The organism is Chitinophaga varians, assembly GCF_012641275.1.
Classification (GTDB): domain Bacteria; phylum Bacteroidota; class Bacteroidia; order Chitinophagales; family Chitinophagaceae; genus Chitinophaga; species Chitinophaga varians_A.
The window spans coordinates 3349956-3368383 of record NZ_JABAIA010000001.1 but is presented as its reverse complement, the minus strand read 5'-3'; the positions used below and the strand labels follow the sequence as shown (position 1 = coordinate 3368383).

At 49.7% G+C, this 18428-nt stretch carries 16 protein-coding genes; 11 read left to right on the top strand and 5 right to left on the bottom strand.

Annotated features, from left to right (window positions below):
• The first annotated feature begins 46 nt into the window (after nucleotides 1–46).
• On the top strand, nucleotides 47–628 hold the full coding sequence (locus HGH92_RS13880) for an RNA polymerase sigma factor (RefSeq protein WP_410493898.1): 582 nt from the start codon (nucleotides 47–49) through the stop codon (nucleotides 626–628).
• 75 nt (nucleotides 629–703) lie between these two features.
• Here HGH92_RS13880 and HGH92_RS13875 read toward each other — a convergent pair whose 3' ends face one another.
• The gene (locus HGH92_RS13875; protein WP_317166402.1) at nucleotides 704–2035 is read right to left on the bottom strand and encodes an acetyl-CoA C-acyltransferase; all 1332 of its coding nucleotides are present in this window, start codon (nucleotides 2033–2035) and stop codon (nucleotides 704–706) included.
• Between the two features lie 169 nt (nucleotides 2036–2204).
• On the opposite strand from HGH92_RS13875, the gene rlmN reads away from it, so the two are divergent.
• The 3 genes from rlmN to HGH92_RS13860 are packed head-to-tail and all read left to right on the top strand — an operon-like array spanning nucleotide 2205 to nucleotide 5625.
• Nucleotides 2205–3248 carry a 23S rRNA (adenine(2503)-C(2))-methyltransferase RlmN gene (gene rlmN, locus HGH92_RS13870; protein WP_168871292.1) on the top strand — a complete coding sequence of 348 codons (1044 nt, stop codon included), beginning with the start codon at nucleotides 2205–2207 and terminating at the stop codon, nucleotides 3246–3248.
• 58 nt (nucleotides 3249–3306) lie between these two features.
• Nucleotides 3307–4902: a pseudouridine synthase gene (locus HGH92_RS33795; RefSeq protein WP_247654882.1), complete on the top strand. Its 1596-nt coding sequence runs from the start codon at nucleotides 3307–3309 to the stop codon at nucleotides 4900–4902.
• A gap of 3 nt (nucleotides 4903–4905) precedes the next feature.
• Nucleotides 4906–5625, top strand: a complete 720-nt coding sequence (locus HGH92_RS13860; protein WP_168871291.1) for an RluA family pseudouridine synthase — start codon at nucleotides 4906–4908, stop codon at nucleotides 5623–5625.
• Between the two features lie 328 nt (nucleotides 5626–5953).
• On the opposite strand, the gene HGH92_RS13855 is transcribed toward HGH92_RS13860, so the two are convergent.
• Both HGH92_RS13855 and HGH92_RS13850 read right to left on the bottom strand, forming a co-directional pair.
• Nucleotides 5954–6589 carry a peroxiredoxin gene (locus HGH92_RS13855; RefSeq protein ID WP_168871290.1) on the bottom strand — a complete coding sequence of 212 codons (636 nt, stop codon included), beginning with the start codon at nucleotides 6587–6589 and terminating at the stop codon, nucleotides 5954–5956.
• Between the two features lie 462 nt (nucleotides 6590–7051).
• Nucleotides 7052–7654, bottom strand: a complete 603-nt coding sequence (locus tag HGH92_RS13850; protein ID WP_168871289.1) for a hypothetical protein — start codon at nucleotides 7652–7654, stop codon at nucleotides 7052–7054.
• A gap of 142 nt (nucleotides 7655–7796) precedes the next feature.
• On the opposite strand from HGH92_RS13850, the gene HGH92_RS34175 reads away from it, so the two are divergent.
• On the top strand, nucleotides 7797–8801 hold the full coding sequence (locus tag HGH92_RS34175; RefSeq protein WP_168871288.1) for a helix-turn-helix transcriptional regulator: 1005 nt from the start codon (nucleotides 7797–7799) through the stop codon (nucleotides 8799–8801).
• Between the two features lie 44 nt (nucleotides 8802–8845).
• Here HGH92_RS34175 and HGH92_RS13840 read toward each other — a convergent pair whose 3' ends face one another.
• Nucleotides 8846–9583, bottom strand: coding sequence for a hypothetical protein (locus tag HGH92_RS13840; protein ID WP_168871287.1), 738 nt, complete (start codon nucleotides 9581–9583; stop codon nucleotides 8846–8848).
• A 109-nt stretch (nucleotides 9584–9692) separates the two neighbouring features.
• Here HGH92_RS13840 and ade point away from each other — a divergent pair, with 109 nt between their 5' ends.
• Nucleotides 9693–11327: an adenine deaminase gene (gene ade / locus HGH92_RS13835; protein WP_168871286.1), complete on the top strand. Its 1635-nt coding sequence runs from the start codon at nucleotides 9693–9695 to the stop codon at nucleotides 11325–11327.
• 271 nt (nucleotides 11328–11598) lie between these two features.
• Here ade and HGH92_RS13830 read toward each other — a convergent pair whose 3' ends face one another.
• A complete protein-coding gene (locus HGH92_RS13830; protein WP_168871285.1) occupies nucleotides 11599–12690 on the bottom strand; it encodes an anhydro-N-acetylmuramic acid kinase in 1092 nt (363 codons plus the stop codon).
• A 109-nt stretch (nucleotides 12691–12799) separates the two neighbouring features.
• Between HGH92_RS13830 and HGH92_RS13825 the strand changes: the two genes are divergently transcribed.
• The 5 genes from HGH92_RS13825 (at nucleotide 12800) to HGH92_RS13805 (ending at nucleotide 18348) form a co-directional block, all read left to right on the top strand.
• Nucleotides 12800–14713, top strand: coding sequence for a YfbK domain-containing protein (locus HGH92_RS13825; protein WP_168871284.1), 1914 nt, complete (start codon nucleotides 12800–12802; stop codon nucleotides 14711–14713).
• 47 nt (nucleotides 14714–14760) lie between these two features.
• On the top strand, nucleotides 14761–15414 hold the full coding sequence (gene upp, locus HGH92_RS13820; protein ID WP_168871283.1) for a uracil phosphoribosyltransferase: 654 nt from the start codon (nucleotides 14761–14763) through the stop codon (nucleotides 15412–15414).
• A gap of 243 nt (nucleotides 15415–15657) precedes the next feature.
• A complete protein-coding gene (locus tag HGH92_RS13815) occupies nucleotides 15658–16674 on the top strand; it encodes a PorP/SprF family type IX secretion system membrane protein (RefSeq protein WP_168871282.1) in 1017 nt (338 codons plus the stop codon).
• Between the two features lie 190 nt (nucleotides 16675–16864).
• A complete protein-coding gene (locus HGH92_RS13810) occupies nucleotides 16865–17632 on the top strand; it encodes an EI24 domain-containing protein (protein WP_247654880.1) in 768 nt (255 codons plus the stop codon).
• Between the two features lie 2 nt (nucleotides 17633–17634).
• A complete protein-coding gene (locus HGH92_RS13805; RefSeq protein ID WP_168871281.1) occupies nucleotides 17635–18348 on the top strand; it encodes an SAM-dependent methyltransferase in 714 nt (237 codons plus the stop codon).
• Nucleotides 18349–18428 lie beyond the last annotated feature (80 nt).

Genomic DNA, 18428 nt, shown 5'->3' with positions numbered 1-18428 from the left:
GTAAAATCCGTATTTATTTACTAACCCGTTCTAGTTGTAGAAGTTTATGCAAATAATGTACAAATTGTGCGACGAGCAGTTGATTACCCTTTTTAAGAAAGGCCATACTTCAGCATTGGAGGAATTGGTTCACCGTCATAAAGACAAGGTGTTCACTTCCATATTGTTGCTTGTTAAGGATTCCTTTCTGGCGGAAGATATTTTCCAGGATACATTCATCAAAATCATCGACACGATCAGGGCTGAACGTTATACAGAGAAAGGGAAGTTTTTACCCTGGGCTATGCGTATTGCACACAATCTGTGTGTGGACCACTTTAGAAAGATCAAGCGCACCCCGATGATAAAAACCGGCGATGACAAAGACATCTTCGATGTACTGGGCTTCAGCGACAGCTGCGTGGAAGACAAGATCATCACCCGCCAAAGCCACGACCGCGTCCGGATCATGCTGGACATGCTCCCTGAAGAGCAGCGGGAAGTAATTATCCTACGACATTATGCAGAACTGAGTTTCAAAGAAATTGCAGACCTCACGCAAGTGAGTATCAATACCGCCTTGGGTCGTATGAGATATGGCCTGATCAATCTCCGGAAGATGATGACGGAGAAGCAAATTTGTCTATGAACGACCCTTTTTTTGCTTGCCAGCAGCGGGCGGCCGGATGTAATGTCCGACCGCTCGTTATTTTTAGGCAAGTCCTCAACACTTTTCAAAGATCATCGCAGCACCCTGACCTACGCCCACACACATGGTAGCGAGGCCGTAGCGTGCTTCCGGCCGCCGTTTCATTTCATGTAACAGTGTAGTGGTAATGCGGGCGCCGCTGCATCCCAGCGGGTGGCCTATCGCGATGGCGCCTCCATTCACATTCACCATATCGGGGTTGATCCCCAGGTCGCGCATACAGGCCAGCGCCTGTACCGCAAAGGCTTCATTAAATTCGGCCAGCTGCAGCTGGTCTATGGTAAGGCCGGCACGCTGCAAAGCCTTTTGGGTAGCCGGCACCGGCCCGATGCCCATAATGGCAGGGTCTACGCCCGCCACGGCCATGGCGCGTACCATCGCCAGCGGCTTCAGGTTAAAACGCTGCAGGGCATTCTCCGAGACGATCATCACTGCGGCGGCGCCATCATTGATGCCGGAAGAATTACCGGCTGTCACCGAACCGTCTTTCGCAAATGCCGGACGCAGGCTGGCCAGTTTCTCCAGCGTTGTTTCCCGGGGATGTTCGTCCCGTGAAACCAGCACCTGCTCCTTGCCGGACGCAGCGGTAATTGGTATCAGTTCATCCTTCCAGCGGCCGGCTTTCTCCGCTTCAGCGTACAGCTGCTGGCTGCGCAGGGCAAAACGGTCCTGCTCTTCCCGTCCTATCTGCCACTGGCGCGCCACATTTTCGGCGGTCTCTCCCATGGAATAGGGATGATGCATGGCCGCCAGCTGCGGATTGGTAAAACGCCATCCAATGGTCGTATCAAAGATTTCTGCTTTGCGGCTGAAGGGGCCGTCGGCCTTGCTCATGACAAAAGGCGCGCGGGTCATGCTTTCCACGCCGCCTGCCAGGTATATCTCACCGTCGCCGCACATGATGGCGCGGGAAGCGTCCATAATGGCCTGCAGGCCGGAAGAACAGAGGCGGTTCACCGTATTGCCGCCCACCGTTACCGGTAAACCGGCCAGCAGTGCGGCCATCCTGGCCACGTCGCGGTTGTCTTCACCAGCCTGGTTGGCAGCGCCGGCAATTACATCTTCAATGGCTGCCGGGTCTATGGAAGGGTTCCTGTCTATCAGGGCTTTCAGTACATGGGCCAGCATATCGTCCGGGCGGACGGTACTCAGCAGGCCACCATAGCGGCCTATGGGCGTACGTACTGCGTCTACAATGTAAGCGACTTGCATGTTGATTTTGTTGATTTTGTTGTTATCTGCAATATAAAACTCTTTTTTCCCGCTGCCACTTTTTCCCCGGCTCCGTTGCCGGCGACCGGCTTTTTCCTGTTTTCTGGTAGTCCGGTGCCCCTCCCATAAATCCATTTACATATTTAAAATAATGATTATCAAAATATTGTAAGACAATTAATTTCTTTTGAATTGATTATCAAGCTAAAAGATGATAACTGCGGGGCCAACTGCTATTTTACCTATCTTTGCAGATGCTTTCCGACTGCCGTAAGGCAGCCATTTGCTCATATAACGGTCAATAATGAAGTCTGACAAGAAAAATATCCGGCACTTAAGTCTGCCAGCATTACAAGAATATTTTGGGTCTATTGATGAAAAGGCCTTCCGTGCGAAACAGGTGTATGAATGGCTCTGGTTGCGCCATGCTACCAGCTTTGAAGCGATGACAAACCTGTCTAAAGACCTCCGTCACAAACTGGAGGAAAATTTTGTGCTGCCTGCCGTAAAGGTGGACGCCACACAGCACAGCAACGACGGCACTATCAAAAGCCGTTTCCGTTTACACGACAATCACCTGGTGGAAGGGGTGCTTATTCCCACTGATACCCGTCAAACTGCCTGTGTATCTTCACAGGTAGGCTGCAGTCTCAGCTGTAAGTTCTGTGCTACCGGTTACATGGACCGCAAGCGTAACCTGGATTTTGACGAAATATACGATGAAGTGGCGCTGATCAATCAGCAAGCCCTGGAGCACAACGGAAAGAAACTGACCAACATCGTATTCATGGGCATGGGAGAACCTTTGCTCAACTACAAAAATGTGTTGCAGTCCATCGAGCGGATCACTGCTCCTGACGGCCTGGGCATGTCCCCTAAACGGGTCACCGTATCTACTGCCGGCGTTGCTAAAATGATCCGCCAGCTGGGAGATGACCAGGTGCGCTTTAACCTCGCCCTGTCTTTACACGCCGCCAACGACAAAAAACGCAGCGAAATCATGCCTATCAACGATTCCAACAACCTGAAGGAATTGATCGCGGCATTGAATCACTTCTATAAGGCCACCGGCAACGAGATCTCATTTGAATATATCCTCTTCCGGGATTTCAATGACTCCAAACAGGACGCCGACGAACTGATAAAAATCTATCGTCAGGTACCTGCCGACCTGGTGAACATTATCGAATACAACCCGATTGACAACGCCCGCTTCCAGAAGCCTGATGCTGAAACCGCTGAGGACTTCATGGACTATCTCGCTAAAAACCGTGTGAATGCAAGGTTGCGCCGGAGCCGTGGTAAAGACATCGATGCCGCCTGCGGACAGCTGGCCAATAAAGGTTAATCAGCACAATAAAAACACTATGGGTCATGTACGCATGACCATCAATTAATAATAATTTATGAAGAAGAAACAACCTGCTAAGAAGGGCCCGGCTCCTTTTAAAGGAAGAAAAACGGACAACACAGACAAACCGGCAGCAGGCAACCGCAACCGCTCCTCCTTTGATGGTGAAAGGCCTGGAAGAGCATCTGCAAAAGACAACGCAGGAGAAGCACCTGTTCAACGTAAACGTACCTACAGCAATGACGGCACCGCCGGCTTCCGCAAACGCACGTCCGATAACAGCGAACAGCCTTTCCGCAAGCGCAGCTTTGGTGATAAGGATTTCTCCAAAGAAGATAAAACTCCCCGCAAACGCAGCTTTGGCGATAAAGATTTTTCCAAAGAAGATAAACCTGCTTTCCGTAAGCGCAGCTTTGGTGACAACGATTTCTCCAAAGAAGATAAACCCGCTTTCCGTAAACGCAGCTTTGGTGATAAAGATTCCTCCAAAGAAGATAAACCCGCTTTCCGTAAGCGCAGCTTTGGTGATAAAGATTCCTCCAGGGAAGAAAATACTCCCCGCAAGCGCGCCTTCGGTGATGGCAAACAACCCGTACGCAAAGGATTTGCCAGCGACGACCGTAACAACGACGAAAAACCGGCCTCCCGTAAACGCACTTACGGCGACAAAAAACCTTTCGGCAAAAAAACCGACAACTACGCCCGCAAAGATGAAAGCTCCTTCCACGGAGATTTCAATGATTCAAAAGGTGGTCCCAAAAAGGAAACACCCAGCGGCTTTAACCGCAAAAAATTCTTTGACCGCACCAACGACCGGTTTACCGAAAAACAGGAAAGACGCATGGCTTCCAGGGCCTCCGGCACTGGTAACCAGAGCGCTTCCGGCCATAAAAAAGAAGCCAGGGAAAGCAAGGAAAGCGCTTTCGCTCCGGGCGAAATGCCGCTGAACAAATACATTGCTCACTGTGGACTGTGCTCCCGCCGCAAGGCAGTCGACTTTATCAAAGAAGGTAAAGTGACCGTCAACGGTACGGTAGTGACAGAACCTGCTACTAAAGTCACTGGTGCAGACACCGTTACACTGGCCGATAAAAAAATCAACCTGACTAAAAACCTGCTGTATATCCTGCTCAACAAGCCCAAGGGTTTTATCACCACCACTGATGACCCCGAAGGCCGCAAAACCGTGATGGACCTGATCAAAGACGCAACCGGTGAAGAAAGGGTATATCCTGTAGGCCGTCTTGACCGCAACACCTCCGGATTGCTGTTGCTCACCAACGATGGTGAACTGGCGCAGACATTGGCACATCCTAAACACAACATCAAAAAAATATACCAGGTAGAGCTCGACAAACCGCTTACCAAAAATGATTTTGAACAGATCATTGCCGGTCTTACCCTGGAAGATGGCGTAGCCTTCGTAGATGCGTTAGGTTATGTAGATCCCAAGGACAAAAAGCAGATTGGTATTGAGATCCATAGCGGCAAAAACCGTATCGTGCGCCGTATTTTTGAGCACCTTTCCTACAATGTGGAAAAGCTGGACCGCGTGATGTATGCCGGCCTCACCAAGAAGACGCTCAACCGTGGCCAATGGCGTTATCTCAATGAAAAAGAAGTGATCCTGCTGAAACATTTTAAAAAATAACTGGTGCGATTAGAAGAGCATATTTTACTGGAGACTCCTGATTTTGTTGTTGTTAATAAGCCTTCCGGCATGCTTACGCTGCCGGACCGGCACGATAACGAACTGACGTCCCTGATAGCCGTCATGAAGAAGGCTTATGGGGAAATATTTACCGTTCACCGCCTGGACCGCGACACCAGTGGCATCATTTTGTTTGCCCGCAATGAAGCGGCCCATAAGTATTTCTCCCAGCTGTTTGAAAGCCGTGATGTGGAGAAATATTACCTCGGCCTGGTACATGGCGTGCCCATGCCGGAAAAAGGTTCTATCAACGAAGGCATTATGGAGCATCCGGTGCAGAAAGGCAAGATGGTGACCAACCGTAAGGGCAAAGCTTCCCTCACTGACTATGAAGTGTTGGAATCCTTTGGCCTCTACAGTCTGGTAAGATGGCGGATACATACCGGTCGTACTCACCAGATCAGGGTGCATATGAAACATCTCGGTCACCCGATTGCGGTAGATGAATTGTATGGCAGTCCCCAGCCGGTGTTATTGTCTTCTATTAAGAAAAAATTCAAACTGGGCAAACATACCGAAGAAGAAAGACCGCTGCTGTCCAGACTGGCGCTGCATGCAGCCATGCTGGTTTTCAAGGACCCTTCCGGTAAAACGTATACCATAGAGGCGCCGTTGCCCAAAGATATCCATGCTGTGGTGAACCAACTCAGGAAACACCGATAACATTTTAGTATTTAGATATGGAAGGGAACAGCTGAGGATGTTGTTACAGAAGAAGATATAAATAGTTTTGGTTTAATACTGGCCCGTTGGCATATGCCGGCGGGCTTTTTTATTTTGTGCAGGTGTCATGAGATGTCTATTTCCCTTGTCAACCTTTACCATGTAAGCACCCAAACAAATAACAAAATTTTTAAATGCGAAAATATGAAAATAAAAAAACGGGGAAAAATCCCCGCTTCGTAAAAATCAAAAACCAACCATTAAAAACTCTTATAGTGAAAAGCCGGTACCTGGTTGTGTGATAGTTCGGCTTCCTTGTGTTCGTTTTTTATTTGTTAGGCTGTGGTGTTGTTCTCAGATAAGGCTTGATGATTTTATGGCCTTTCGGGAAACGTTCCGGAATTTCTGCGGTGGGCACTGCCGCCGTAACAATAACATCTTCTCCATCTTTCCAGTCGGCTGGTGTAGCTACGCTGTATTTAGCGGTCAGCTGCAGGGAGTCGATTACGCGTAAAACTTCGTTGAAGTTCCTGCCGGTAGAGGCCGGGTAGGTGATCGTCAGTTTTACTTTTTTATCGGGACCAATGATAAACAGAGATCTTACGGTAAATGTTTCTGAAGCGTTCGGGTGGATCATGCCGTAAAGGTTGGCCACTGTTTTATCTTCATCTGCAATAATAGGAAAAGTTACGTCACAATGTTGCGTTTCGTTAATATCTCCTATCCAGCTCAGGTGTTTATCAAGCGGATCTACACTGAGTGCCAGCACTTTAACGTTCCTTTTGGCGAATTCGCCATTCAGGAGCGCGGTTTTACCGAGCTCAGTTGTACAAACGGGGGTAAAATCAGCAGGATGAGAGAACAGAACGCCCCAGCTGTCGCCGAGATATTCGTAGAAATCTATTTCTCCTATTGTGGTCTTAGCTTTGAAATTGGGAGCAGTATCGCCCAGTCTTAAACTCATAGTTTCACAATTTACTTGACCAAAAATAGCATTTTCCTACAAAAATTATAGACTTTAAAGGAACTTTTTCTCTTTTTATCTGCTTTTTTTTGAGAACCGGATAAAGCCGGCCCGATTACAGGGAATTTTTAATACGATTCTAATACAGATACCACCGACCGGGCACCCTCCTGGCGTGAAAACCAGGAAGGCAGCTAATAGGGAACCGGCAGGGTAGTTTTTGTGGCAGGCTGCGCTGGCAGCCTGCCTCTTCAGGGTCACAACAGATGAACCAGGGGTTAAGCTCAACAATGATGGCTAGGTCATAAATAGGGTTTTGAGGCTAACAAACAGGGGCAAACAAACTGGATTCAATCAACGGGATTTGTAAAAAAATGGAACTAACAAACAAGGATACTTCACGGGTTAAGGGACAATGGACGACGGGGTTACAAACATCCGGACGAAAAACAGGGTTTTCAATCAAGATGGATTTGAAAGATGTAGCTGCCAGGCATAATAGGCGGTACTGAAACTGAGATCATCGGTCAGGCCGGCTTTTACGCGGGCAGCTTCATCTTCCAGGTCTATTTCAATAAATCCAAGGTACAGGTCATACTTGTTGCGCAGTGTCTGCAGGCATTCCTCCATTTTTTCCGTCAACGCAGCCCGCGCTGGCGGTATGGGAGGCGTTACCGGCATTGCCACCACTTTCTGAATAAAATAACAGGCATCGTCCGCACAGATCTCCCATTCATGGTGTTCCGGCCTGCTCAGGAAAAAAACCATGTTATCAAAAACCACTGCGCCACCCATTTCTTCTTCCAGATCAATCAGTTCAGGCACATGGTGCATCGCTTCCAACTTTCTTACAATGGTCATTTGTACCGCATCATTTTTTTCGTGGCTGTACCTTAACATTGTATTCATTACTTCATAAGTAGTTACAAGATCACAAGGATACCACACGCCATCCTGCTGCACATGGCCCCATAATGTCAGATAGTTGGAATCGTCCATAATGATCTGGCCAACTGAAATGGCCTGCATTTGCATAGTTGCTGTCGTTGTATGTGCTTTACTCATAACTATCAGCTTTTGATAACAATACAAAGCTACCTCCTCCGCACGCAAGGGATTTGCGTAGTGACAACAACGTGTGAAATTTTTTTTGTCATTTTCCCCTAAAGCCCGGAAATGCTTATTTTTAAGCCTAAATTTTACGCTTGTGCCAAAAAACAAGGACGCAGTTTCGCGCTATCGCTGGATAGACGAGCGTTTGCGCAATAAAAGGCTGCCAAAACCTACCCTGGAAAACCTGATTGAATATGTATCGGAAAAAATGGACGCGGCCATCTCTACCCGCACCATTCAGAAAGATATTCAGGACATGCGCCAGGACCCGGAGCTCAATTACATGGCGCCTATCGTGTATGACCGCAGCAGCCGTACCTACCGCTATGCGGACGATTCCTTCTCCATCAGCAATATTCCCATTGAGGAAGCTGACTTACAGGGACTGGAAATTGCTATCGGCATACTCGAACAATTCCGCAGCCTGCCGGTTGTGCAGCAGTTTGAAGACGCTATCCTCAAAATAGCCGCGAGCCTCAAAATGAACCGGGAAGCCCTGCAACATAAAGGGCTGATCAAATTCACCCGCACTACGCAATACAAGGGCGCCCAGTTTATCCCTGATATCGTGGACGCCATCAAAAACCTGGAAGTGGTCCGCATCGCCTACCAGAGCTTTGACCGCAACGAACCCAAGGAACACTGGGTGGAACCATACCATTTGCGGGAATACCAGCACCGCTTTTACCTGATCGGCAAAAGCCAGCAAACCAGAGGCGGCGCAGTCATCACCTTTGCCCTCGACAGGGTGGTGAACCTATGGCCTACCATGAAACATTTTGATGAAAAGAATTTTGATGATGCCAGTTACTTCCAGCATGCTATCGGAATCACCGTACATGAAGGCGAACCGGAGAAAGTAGTGTTGTCCTTCTCCCCAAGACAGGGAAACTATATCAAATCGCAGCCGATCCATTCCTCCCAGCAGGTGCTGGCAGACAACAGCAAGGAATGCCGTATAGCCCTGCAGGTAGTCATCAACCCTGAACTCACCATGTTGCTGCTGAGTTATGGCGCACAGGTGAAGGTACTGGAACCACAGCACCTGGCAGATAAACTGGCCACTGAAGCCAAAGAAATGATCAAACTGTATAAATAGCGCAGCGCCGGGGCACAACACCCCGGCGTTTTGCGCACCTTCATTTATTTAGCCACCGGTTTTTCAAACAGGGAATCCGCCATCGGCTGGTTCACTTCCACTTTATTCACACGGATCCTGACATTCGTATCCCCGGTAGTTTGTTCCACCTGGGCGGGATAAGCATATCCGTCCACTGTCTTCCGGTAATCAGACAAGCGCGTTACCAGTTCTGTTTTGTACCCCTTGATTTCCACCTCATTGGTGGCCTTCACCAGATAAAAGGTATTTGCATCGAGATACGCAAAACCATTGACTCCTTCGGCCGTGGTCACTTTCAGTTTATATACTTTTTCACCGTTCAGCGTGTCCTGGCCCGCCAGCTCCACTTTCTTGCCTTTGCCGGCCAAATCAAACAATTCGCCGGTAACATCCAGCTGTGGCTGCATGAGCTTCCTGACCAAAGGGTCTATCTCCTCCACGTTCATATTGGTGGTAACCGGCATGTATTGCCAGGCTGCATCTTTACGTACCACCTGTATGTTTTTCATGTTCTGAACGTCAAATTCCATCCGCATCGCTTCGTTCTGCTTCACCCATTTCTTTATGGGCACTTTCATTCCCTGTTGCGCATCAAATGTCATTTCTCCTTCCGTATACTGGGTCTTGATCGCCTTCAGTTTGTCGGCGCCGCCCAGCGCAGCGGTGTACTTCTCTAATATTTCAGGCAGCGTCTGGGCCTGCAGGCTGATGCCGCCCATTACCAATCCTGCTGCCAGTGAAAAAGCTCTTGCATATCTCATAAACTCCCGTTGATTTTTTTGAATGGACAAAGGTACCAAAAAACGTACCCTCCTTTAGCATTCGCAGATGTGATCATTGAAAATGCCGGCTATTGCTTAGCTTTACGGCATGAATAGCTATCAGATCTCAGGCAATCTTGTAGACATCCTGCAACAGGAAATTTACCCGGCCACCCTGCACATCGGGGACGGCCACATCCGGCAGATCGTTCGTAACAGCAACGACTATCCGCATTTTATCCTGCCGGGGTTTACAGATGCCCACGTCCATATAGAAAGCTCCATGCTGGTGCCTTCTGAATTCGCCCGCCTGGCTGTCGTACACGGCACCGTATCTACCGTTAGCGATCCTCACGAAATAGCCAACGTCATGGGCGTTGAAGGTGTTCAATTTATGCTGGACAACGGTAAAACAGTCCCTTTTAAATTCAACTTCGGCGCACCATCCTGTGTGCCCGCCACCGTTTTCGAAACAGCCGGCGCCACAGTTACAGTGGCCGACATCGAACAACTGCTGCAACGCGACGATATCAAATACCTCACGGAAATGATGAACTTCCCCGGCGTATTGCATCAGGACCCGGACGTCATGGCCAAAATAGCCGCCGCCCAAAAACATAACAAGCCGGTCGACGGCCACGCACCGGGACTTCGCGGCGAAGCAGCCCGGGCATATATTGCAGCCGGCATCAGCACCGACCATGAGTGTTTTACGCTGGAAGAAGCACAGGAAAAACTGGATTACGGCATGCACATCCTCATCCGCGAAGGCAGCGCCGCCAAAAACTTTGAAGCCCTGATACCCCTGCTGCACCATCACCCGGAGAAAATCATGTTCTGCAGTGACGACAAACATCCGGACAACCTCGTGGAAGGACATATCAATCAACTGGTGAAACGTGCGCTGGGCCATGGCATCGACCTCTTCAAAGTGCTACGTGCGGCCTGCGTAAACCCGGTACTGCACTATGGCCTGAACACCGGGCTGCTACGGGAAAATGATCCCGCCGATTTTATCATCACCAATGATCTCAAAGATTTTAATATCCTCGCCACCTATATCGATGGTATCAAAGTGGCAGAAAACGGCAAAACACTCATCCAACCGGTAACTACGCCGGCAGTGAACAATTTCGTGTGCCAGCCCTCTTCCCCGGTGGATTTCAGCGTACCTGCCAGCGGCAACACCATCACGGTCAAAGTAATGGAAGCCATGGACGGACAGCTGATCACCAACGCCCTACAGGCCACCCTGCCCGTACAGGACGGCCACATCGCCTGCGATACACAACAGGATGTAATTAAACTGGTAGTCGTAAACCGTTACCGCCAGGCGCCCCCCGCTATCGCCTTTATCCGAGGCTTTGGCCTGCAACGTGGCGCCATCGCCTCTTCTGTAGCGCACGACAGCCACAATATCATAGCCGCCGGCATCGATGATGCCAGCATTTGCACCGCTATCAACGGTATCATCGCGCACCGTGGCGGTATCAGCGTAGCAGAAAATGAAGCTGTGCAAGTACTGCCCCTGCCCGTGGCCGGACTGATGAGCAACCTTGACGGCTATACGGTGGCACAGCAATACAGCCATTTCGACCAGGCAGCCAAGCAACTGGGGTCTACGCTTGCTTCTCCGTATATGACATTGTCTTTCATGGCACTGCTGGTGATCCCTCACCTAAAACTCAGCGACCTGGGTTTGTTTGACGGGGACAAATTTGCATTCACTGCTATAGAGGCATAAAATCGACAAATTCCCAGGGCTGAAGCCCCGGGCTATGATTTGTTCAGGTTCTTGCGGATACATGGCTTTCTGATTAAAAGCGTAACCCCGCAACAAATCAGGTGTGTTAATATAAATATTCGCGGGCTACAAGGTAAAACACCATCTATGGAACCACGATTGCCTTGGATTTAAAGCACATTGTAGCCCAGGGCTTCAGCCCTGGGACCATTAATAAAAAAGCAACGGCTGCCCCCAATGAGCAGCCGTTGCTTTTTTATATTAAGATTCATTAGTGGCTGATCCAGAGCGCACCATTGATAGAATCATGTTCCGCACCTGTTACAGAAGAAAGTACGTTCACTTCCTGTCTCCATCTCAAAGCACCTATCAGGGCCATTATCAGCGCTTCTTTAAAGCTTACGGTGAGCGCGTCGGGCACTTCCACTTCGATGTTCAGCGGTGCCAGCTGCTGCCGGAGGGTGTCTATGAGGAAAGTATTGAAGGCGCCGCCACCTGTTACCAGTAATTTAGCGGGACCTTCCGGCATGGCTGTTTTCAGCTGACCGGCAGCCTGCGCGATCTGCGCGGCAATGTGTTCGGTGTATGTGCGCAGTTTACCCTGTACGGATATACGCAACGCATTGACCATAGGCAGTACGGTATCTGTGCCAAAATCATTGGCCAGTGATTTGGGCCATGGCTGCTGGTAGTAAGGCAGCGCATTCAGTTGCGCCAGCAGTCCGGCATCGGCAACACCGCCGGCAGCCAGCTTGCCGCCATCATCATAGGGCTTGTTGAGTTGCAGGGCCAGCTCATTGAGCACCCGGTTGGCCGGGCAGATATCGAATGCCACAAAGCCTTGCGGCAGTTCGGCAGAGATATTGGCGATGCCGCCCAGATTGAGCCAGAACTGGTAACCTCCCAGCAAATATTTCTCTCCTATAGGAACAATGGGAGCGCCTTGTCCGCCCAGCGCTACGTCTACCGAGCGCAGGTCGGTGATCACCGGCAGTTTGGTCACTGCCGCCATGGCCGCGCCATCGCCCAGCTGGGCCGTCATTTTCTGGCCGGGCAGGTGAAAGGTGGTATGACCGTGGGAAGCGATGAAATGTACTTTATGGTCCAGTTCATTTTTTTCGATGAAAGACAGGATACGCTGTCCGGTGTAATGACCGTATGCTGTATGCAGCAGTAGGTATTCCTTTGCAGGCAGCGTAGTGGCGGCGGCCAGCTTCTCTACCCACTCCGGTTCATAAGGCAGGCTTTCGGAAGCCTTGATGACATAAGTCCATTGTCCCCTGATTTCCGTCAGCTCAGCAAAAACGATATCCAGTCCGTCCAACGAGCTGCCGGACATGGTACCTATTACGTTGTATACCATTCAACTAAAATTTTGGCAAAGGTAGGATTTCCCTTCGGGTAATTTTTTTTAACCCGTTTATGGAATCTCTTAGCGTCCCTGCATCATGCCTGCAGAAAACACCCATATTATGCAGAAATACTTCTCCCTACTATTGCTGAGCTGCCTGATAGTTATCCAGGCAACTGCGCAATTACGCGTTATTACAGGGCGTGTGCAGGAAAAAGGCTCTCATGACGCCATCCGCCATGCGGTGGTCCGTGTAAAAGGCACCGACTATATGGCCGCCAGTGACAAAAACGGCCGGTTCACCCTGAAAGCCCCATCCGGCGCACTAACCCTTGAAGCCATTGCCACCGGTTACCACAACGTGGAAATGCAGATTACCGCCGGCCGATCATCCGTTGTTTTTAACATGAGCCCCCTCCCCGTACCCCTGGCGATCATCGAAGACCAGGCACTTCAGGAAGTTGTCGTCAGTGCTTATATGCCGTCTCCGGTATCAACACCGCCGGTAACACAGATGCTAACCGGCAAAGCCGCCGGAGTGGTGGCCAACGGCAGTGTTAAACGCCGCAGCCATATCATCTCCTCTCCCGCGCCTGCGGGCCGTTTTGACACAGAAGACTACAGCCCTGTCAATGAAAACATTTTCCATGCTGCTACCGAGCAACCGCTCAGCACCTTCAGCATAGATGTGGACCGGGCCTCCTACAGCAACGTGCGCCGGTACCTGAACCAGGGCGTGCTGCCGCCACAGGACGCAGTACGCGTGGAGGAGATGATCAATTATTTTGATTACAACTATAAAGCACCTGCCGGTAAAGACCCGGTATCTATTTATACTGACATGGCGGTTTGTCCCTGGAATACCCGCCACCAGCTGGTACGCATTGCCCTTAAAGGCAAGGAGGTGGATACCCGTGACCTGCCGCCTTCCAACCTGGTGTTTTTGGTAGATGTTTCCGGTTCCATGGAAGCAGAAAACAAACTGCCACTGGTGAAACGCGCCTTCGCGGCACTGGTGCAGCAATTGCGCCCACAGGACCGCGTAGCCGTGGTGGTGTATGCCGGTGCTGCCGGTGTGGTATTACCATCTACCAGCGGTAGTGAGAAAAAGAAGATACTGGAGACCATGGAATCTTTGCAGGCAGGCGGTTCCACCGCGGGTGGCGAAGGCATTAAGCTGGCTTATAAGATCGCTACGGAAAACCGTAGCGCAAAAAGCAACAACCGCGTTATCCTGGCCACAGACGGTGACTTCAACGTAGGCGCTTCCAGCGACGGCGAGCTGCAGCGGATCATCGAAAAAGAAAGGCAGCAGGGCGTCTTTCTCTCTGTACTGGGCTTTGGCATGGGCAATTATAAAGACAACAAGCTGGAACTGCTGGCCGATAAAGGAAATGGCAACTATGCGTACATCGATAATTTTGAAGAGGCCCGCCGCACCTTTGTGACCGAATTTGGCGGCACGTTGTTCACCATTGCGAAAGATGTGAAACTCCAGGTGGAATTTAATCCCGCCTTCGTGCGGTCGTACCGGTTAGTAGGCTATGAAAACCGGATGCTGGAGAATGAAGATTTCAATAACGATAAAAAAGATGCCGGGGACATGGGCGTAGGTCATACCGTGACTGCCCTGTATGAGATTATTTCAGCCACAGACAAGGCGGGCAAAGATGTTAGCTGGGTAGACCCGCTGAAGTACCAGCAAACCACCGTGGTGGGCCATCTGCCGGAAGTGCTGACCGTTAAGCTGCGGTACAAACTGCCGGATGAAGACAAAAGCCGGCTGATGCAACAGGTATTGCCGTATAACAGGCAGCAGATCACAGAGGCGTCGGAAGACTTCCGCATGGCCACGGCAGCTGCGGCTTTCGGGCAACTGTTGCGTAATTCCGCTTTTAAAGGCGATATCACCTATAAGGATGTGCTGCAGCTGGCGTCTTCCGCCAAAGGCGAAGACAAGGAAGGATACCGGGCAGAATTCATCCAACTGGTGAAAAAGGCCCGGCTGGTCAATAAGGACACCGATCAGGAATAGGTTACATATATTTTCGGTAATTTGCCGCTTCAAAGCGAAGCAGATATATGATAATCAATTTAAGTGAAACAAATTCGCTGGTAGGTGAATGGCTGAGCGAGATCCGGAATGTGGATATACAGCAGGACCGTATGCGTTTCCGGCGTAATATGGAAAGGCTGGGCGAAGTGGCCGCCTATGAGATCAGCAAAACGCTGGAGTATGTAGAGAAAGAGGTGACTACCCCCATGGGCATCGCCAATTGCCGGGTGCTGAAAGCACAGCCGGTACTGGCCACTATCCTGCGGGCGGGACTGGCACTCCATCAGGGTTTGCTGCATTATTTTGATAAGGCGGACCATGCGTTCATCTCCGCTTACCGCAAGCATAATCACGACGGTTCTTTCGATATCAGCCTGGAATATGTGAGCAGTCCTTCCATTGAAGGACAGGTATTGATCCTCTCAGATCCCATGCTGGCCACCGGGTCTTCACTGGTGAAAACCATCGAGCACCTGGAAGAAATCGGAAAGCCCAGTCATATTCATCTGGTGGTGGCCATCGCCTGCACCGTGGGAATTGAATATGTGCTGCGTAATACCAAAGCCAATATTACCATCTGGGCAGGAGATATTGATGATGAACTGACTGCCAAAGGTTATATTGTACCGGGCCTCGGCGACGCCGGAGACCTGGCTTTCGGAAATAAACTACAACAATAATCCGGGTCCGGCGTTTAATACAAGGAATTTTCGGAATACAGCTTACGGGTTTAGCGATTTATATTATGCGGGTATATCACACGATTTTACACCATAATTTAAATTGTTAAATCCGTAAATTTATTATGGCGATAGTCACTTCGTTCCGTATTAATCTTTTTACACATGGATTTAATTTGAAATATAACATATTTGGTGTACCTTCACCCTTACTGCATAAACCCTATGCTTTAAGCTTATCTTATGAAAAGAGCTTTACTATTCTTGACCATATTCTTGTGTTTTAATTCATTGCGGGCGCAGGACCCGCACTTTTCGCAGTTTTTCGCCTCGCCGCTCACGCTTAACCCGGCCTTTACTGGTTTATTTTCAGGCGATTACCGTATATCAGGCAACTACCGTTCCCAATGGCGCAGCATCTCTACGCCTTTCGTGACGGGCACGGCAGCTATTGATTTCGGGATACTGAAAAATGTCATCTCCTATACCGACATCTGGGGAGTTGGTCTGATGGCCATGTACGACAGAAGCGGAGGCGGAGCGCTCACCGCTACCTATCTTTCCGCCAGTACTGCCTATCATAAAGGCCTAGACCCGGAAGGCAACCATACCATCGCCATCGGCCTGCAGGGCACACTGGTGCAGAAGCGTATAGATAATACCAAGCTGCAGTTTGAAAACCAGATGGACAACAACGGCTACAACCCGCTGATACCCAGCAACGAAACGCTGGTCAATCCGAAAATTTCCTACTTCGATCCCAACATCGGTGTCTTGTATAATGGCCTGATCGGCGAATCGTCGAACATCTATCTGGGCGCCTCCTATTATCATATTACCCAACCCATAGAATCCTTTATGGACCAGACCCAGAACCGCCTCAGCTACCGCTGGACCATACATGGCGGCGGCTCTGTGCCGGTAAACGGGAAGGACCGTTTTCATACCAGCATCCTGTATATGAAACAGAGCACCGCTTCAGAATTCACGTTTGGCGGCGCTTATGGCTTCACGCTCAGCGAAGTGGAAGAAAACAATCCCACCGTTCTTTTCCTGGGCAGCTGGTACCGTCTGAAAGATGCGGTCATTCCCTACGTAGGTATGCAGTTCAAAGGTTTCCAGGTAGGTATGACTTACGACACCAACGTATCCAGCCTGCGCCCTGCATCCAACGCCCGTGGCGGCCTGGAGATATCATTGATTTACATCCACACCCGGAACGAGAACAACAAATACAAGACTTTGTGTCCCCGTTTCTAACAACAGCGTCTGTCACCCTGATTATATATCGAACCGTGTAGCTGAGGCTTCACGGTTTTTTTTTATCATGACCCACACAAAATCAGTCATTTCAGCAAATACGGGCCGGATTTGAAATATTTTTGCCTTAGTTTCGTTCATCATCAAATTATTCAGATAAAATTTTCTGTCACCAAAAAAATCTCAGGCGTTGTTGTTTTCATTCAGAGAGGTACTGTCGGCCATTCAATCATATGGAAAAGCCCATCAGTTCATTATGCAACATAAGTTGTGGAAGTGGATACTGATACCCGGCATCATTTATTGTCTACTCTTTTTTACCGGGTTTTATTTTGTCTGGGGCTATTCAGGAGATTTTGTGGAGTACCTTACCCGCCTGCTGCATATTACAGAATGGGTACAGGACCTGGAGAGCAGCTGGGTGAGCTTTCTGTTTATCCTGGTGGCTTTTTCCGTCAGGATTGTTTTTGTGTTCTGGTATTTTTCCTATTTCAAATATTTGTTCCTTATTGTTGCCTCTCCTGTTTTCTCCTACCTCTCGGAGAAAACCGAAGCCATTCTGGAATACCGTGAGTTCCCCTTCAGCTGGGCGCAACTGGGTCAGGACATCTGGCGCGGCATCCGGATGTCTTTCCGTAACATCGTTTATCAGACCGGCGCCATCCTCATATTACTGGTGGTTTCCTTTATTCCTGTTGTGGGATGGATCACCCCGATGATCGGCTTTTTTATTGAGTCCTATTTCTATGGTTTCTCCATGATGGACTACAGCTGCGAACGGCACCGCCTTACCATGGCACAGAGCATACAGTTTATCCGCCAGCACCGGGGCATGGCTCTGGGCAATGGCATGGTATTCTATGTGTTTATGCTGGTACCGGTAGCCGGCTGGATGCTGGCGCCCTCCTATGCCGTGATTGCTGCCACCATCGATTTACAACATAAAAAACTGATATAAACATGAGTGCAACAGGCAAAGTGTACCTGATCCCTACTGTGTTGAGCGCTGACGCCCTGTTCAGCATTCCCGCCTACATTACGACGATTGCACAACAGTTGCGCGTATTTTATGTAGAAAATGAGCGGACCGCCCGCCGTTACCTGAAAGCATTGGACAGAAACATCAACATCGATGAACTGCAACTGCTGCCCATGCATGAAAACCAGCCACCCGACACTGCTTTAGCCAAAAAGCTGTTACAGGCCGGTACCGACATCGGTGTGCTCAGCGAAGCAGGATGCCCTGCCATTGCGGACCCTGGCCACCTGGTGGTACAGGCCGCACACAGCATCGATGCGCGCGTGATACCCATGATAGGCCCCAACTCCATGCTGCTGGCTCTGATGGCCTCCGGCATGAACGGCCAGAACTTTCAGTTTACCGGCTATCTCCCGATCAAAGCACCGGAAAGAGGCAAAGCATTACGCCAGCTTGAAGAAGAATCTGAACGGAAAAAACAGACGCAGTTGTTCATAGAAACACCTTACCGCAACAATCAACTGCTGAAGGACATACTGGACCACTGTAAAGACCATACCCGGCTGTGCATAGCCGCTGATATCACCGGCCCGGAAGAATATATCAAAACAAAAACCATCAGGGAATGGCGGAAAGCCTTACCAGATCTGCATAAGCGGCCGGCAATATTTCTGCTTTATGCCGCACCGCAATAAAAATTACGAATTACATAGTACGAATTGAGGGCTATCACGCAGGATAAAAATCCTTACATGATAGCCCTCAATACGTCATG

Bases quoted from the DNA above. Each gene is read 5' to 3' on its own strand.
- HGH92_RS13880 (WP_410493898.1), top strand. From the start codon at position 47: ATGCAAATAATGTACAAATTGTGCGACGAGCAGTTGATTACCCTTTTT.
- HGH92_RS13875 (WP_317166402.1), bottom strand. From the start codon at position 2,035: ATGGATTTATGGGAGGGGCACCGGACTACCAGAAAACAGGAAAAAGCC.
- rlmN (WP_168871292.1), top strand. From the start codon at position 2,205: ATGAAGTCTGACAAGAAAAATATCCGGCACTTAAGTCTGCCAGCATTA.
- HGH92_RS33795 (WP_247654882.1), top strand. From the start codon at position 3,307: ATGAAGAAGAAACAACCTGCTAAGAAGGGCCCGGCTCCTTTTAAAGGA.
- HGH92_RS13855 (WP_168871290.1), bottom strand. From the start codon at position 6,589: ATGAGTTTAAGACTGGGCGATACTGCTCCCAATTTCAAAGCTAAGACC.
- HGH92_RS13850 (WP_168871289.1), bottom strand. From the start codon at position 7,654: ATGAGTAAAGCACATACAACGACAGCAACTATGCAAATGCAGGCCATT.
- HGH92_RS13840 (WP_168871287.1), bottom strand. From the start codon at position 9,583: ATGAGATATGCAAGAGCTTTTTCACTGGCAGCAGGATTGGTAATGGGC.
- ade (WP_168871286.1), top strand. From the start codon at position 9,693: ATGAATAGCTATCAGATCTCAGGCAATCTTGTAGACATCCTGCAACAG.
- HGH92_RS13830 (WP_168871285.1), bottom strand. From the start codon at position 12,690: ATGGTATACAACGTAATAGGTACCATGTCCGGCAGCTCGTTGGACGGA.
- HGH92_RS13825 (WP_168871284.1), top strand. From the start codon at position 12,800: ATGCAGAAATACTTCTCCCTACTATTGCTGAGCTGCCTGATAGTTATC.
- upp (WP_168871283.1), top strand. From the start codon at position 14,761: ATGATAATCAATTTAAGTGAAACAAATTCGCTGGTAGGTGAATGGCTG.
- HGH92_RS13815 (WP_168871282.1), top strand. From the start codon at position 15,658: ATGAAAAGAGCTTTACTATTCTTGACCATATTCTTGTGTTTTAATTCA.
- HGH92_RS13805 (WP_168871281.1), top strand. From the start codon at position 17,635: ATGAGTGCAACAGGCAAAGTGTACCTGATCCCTACTGTGTTGAGCGCT.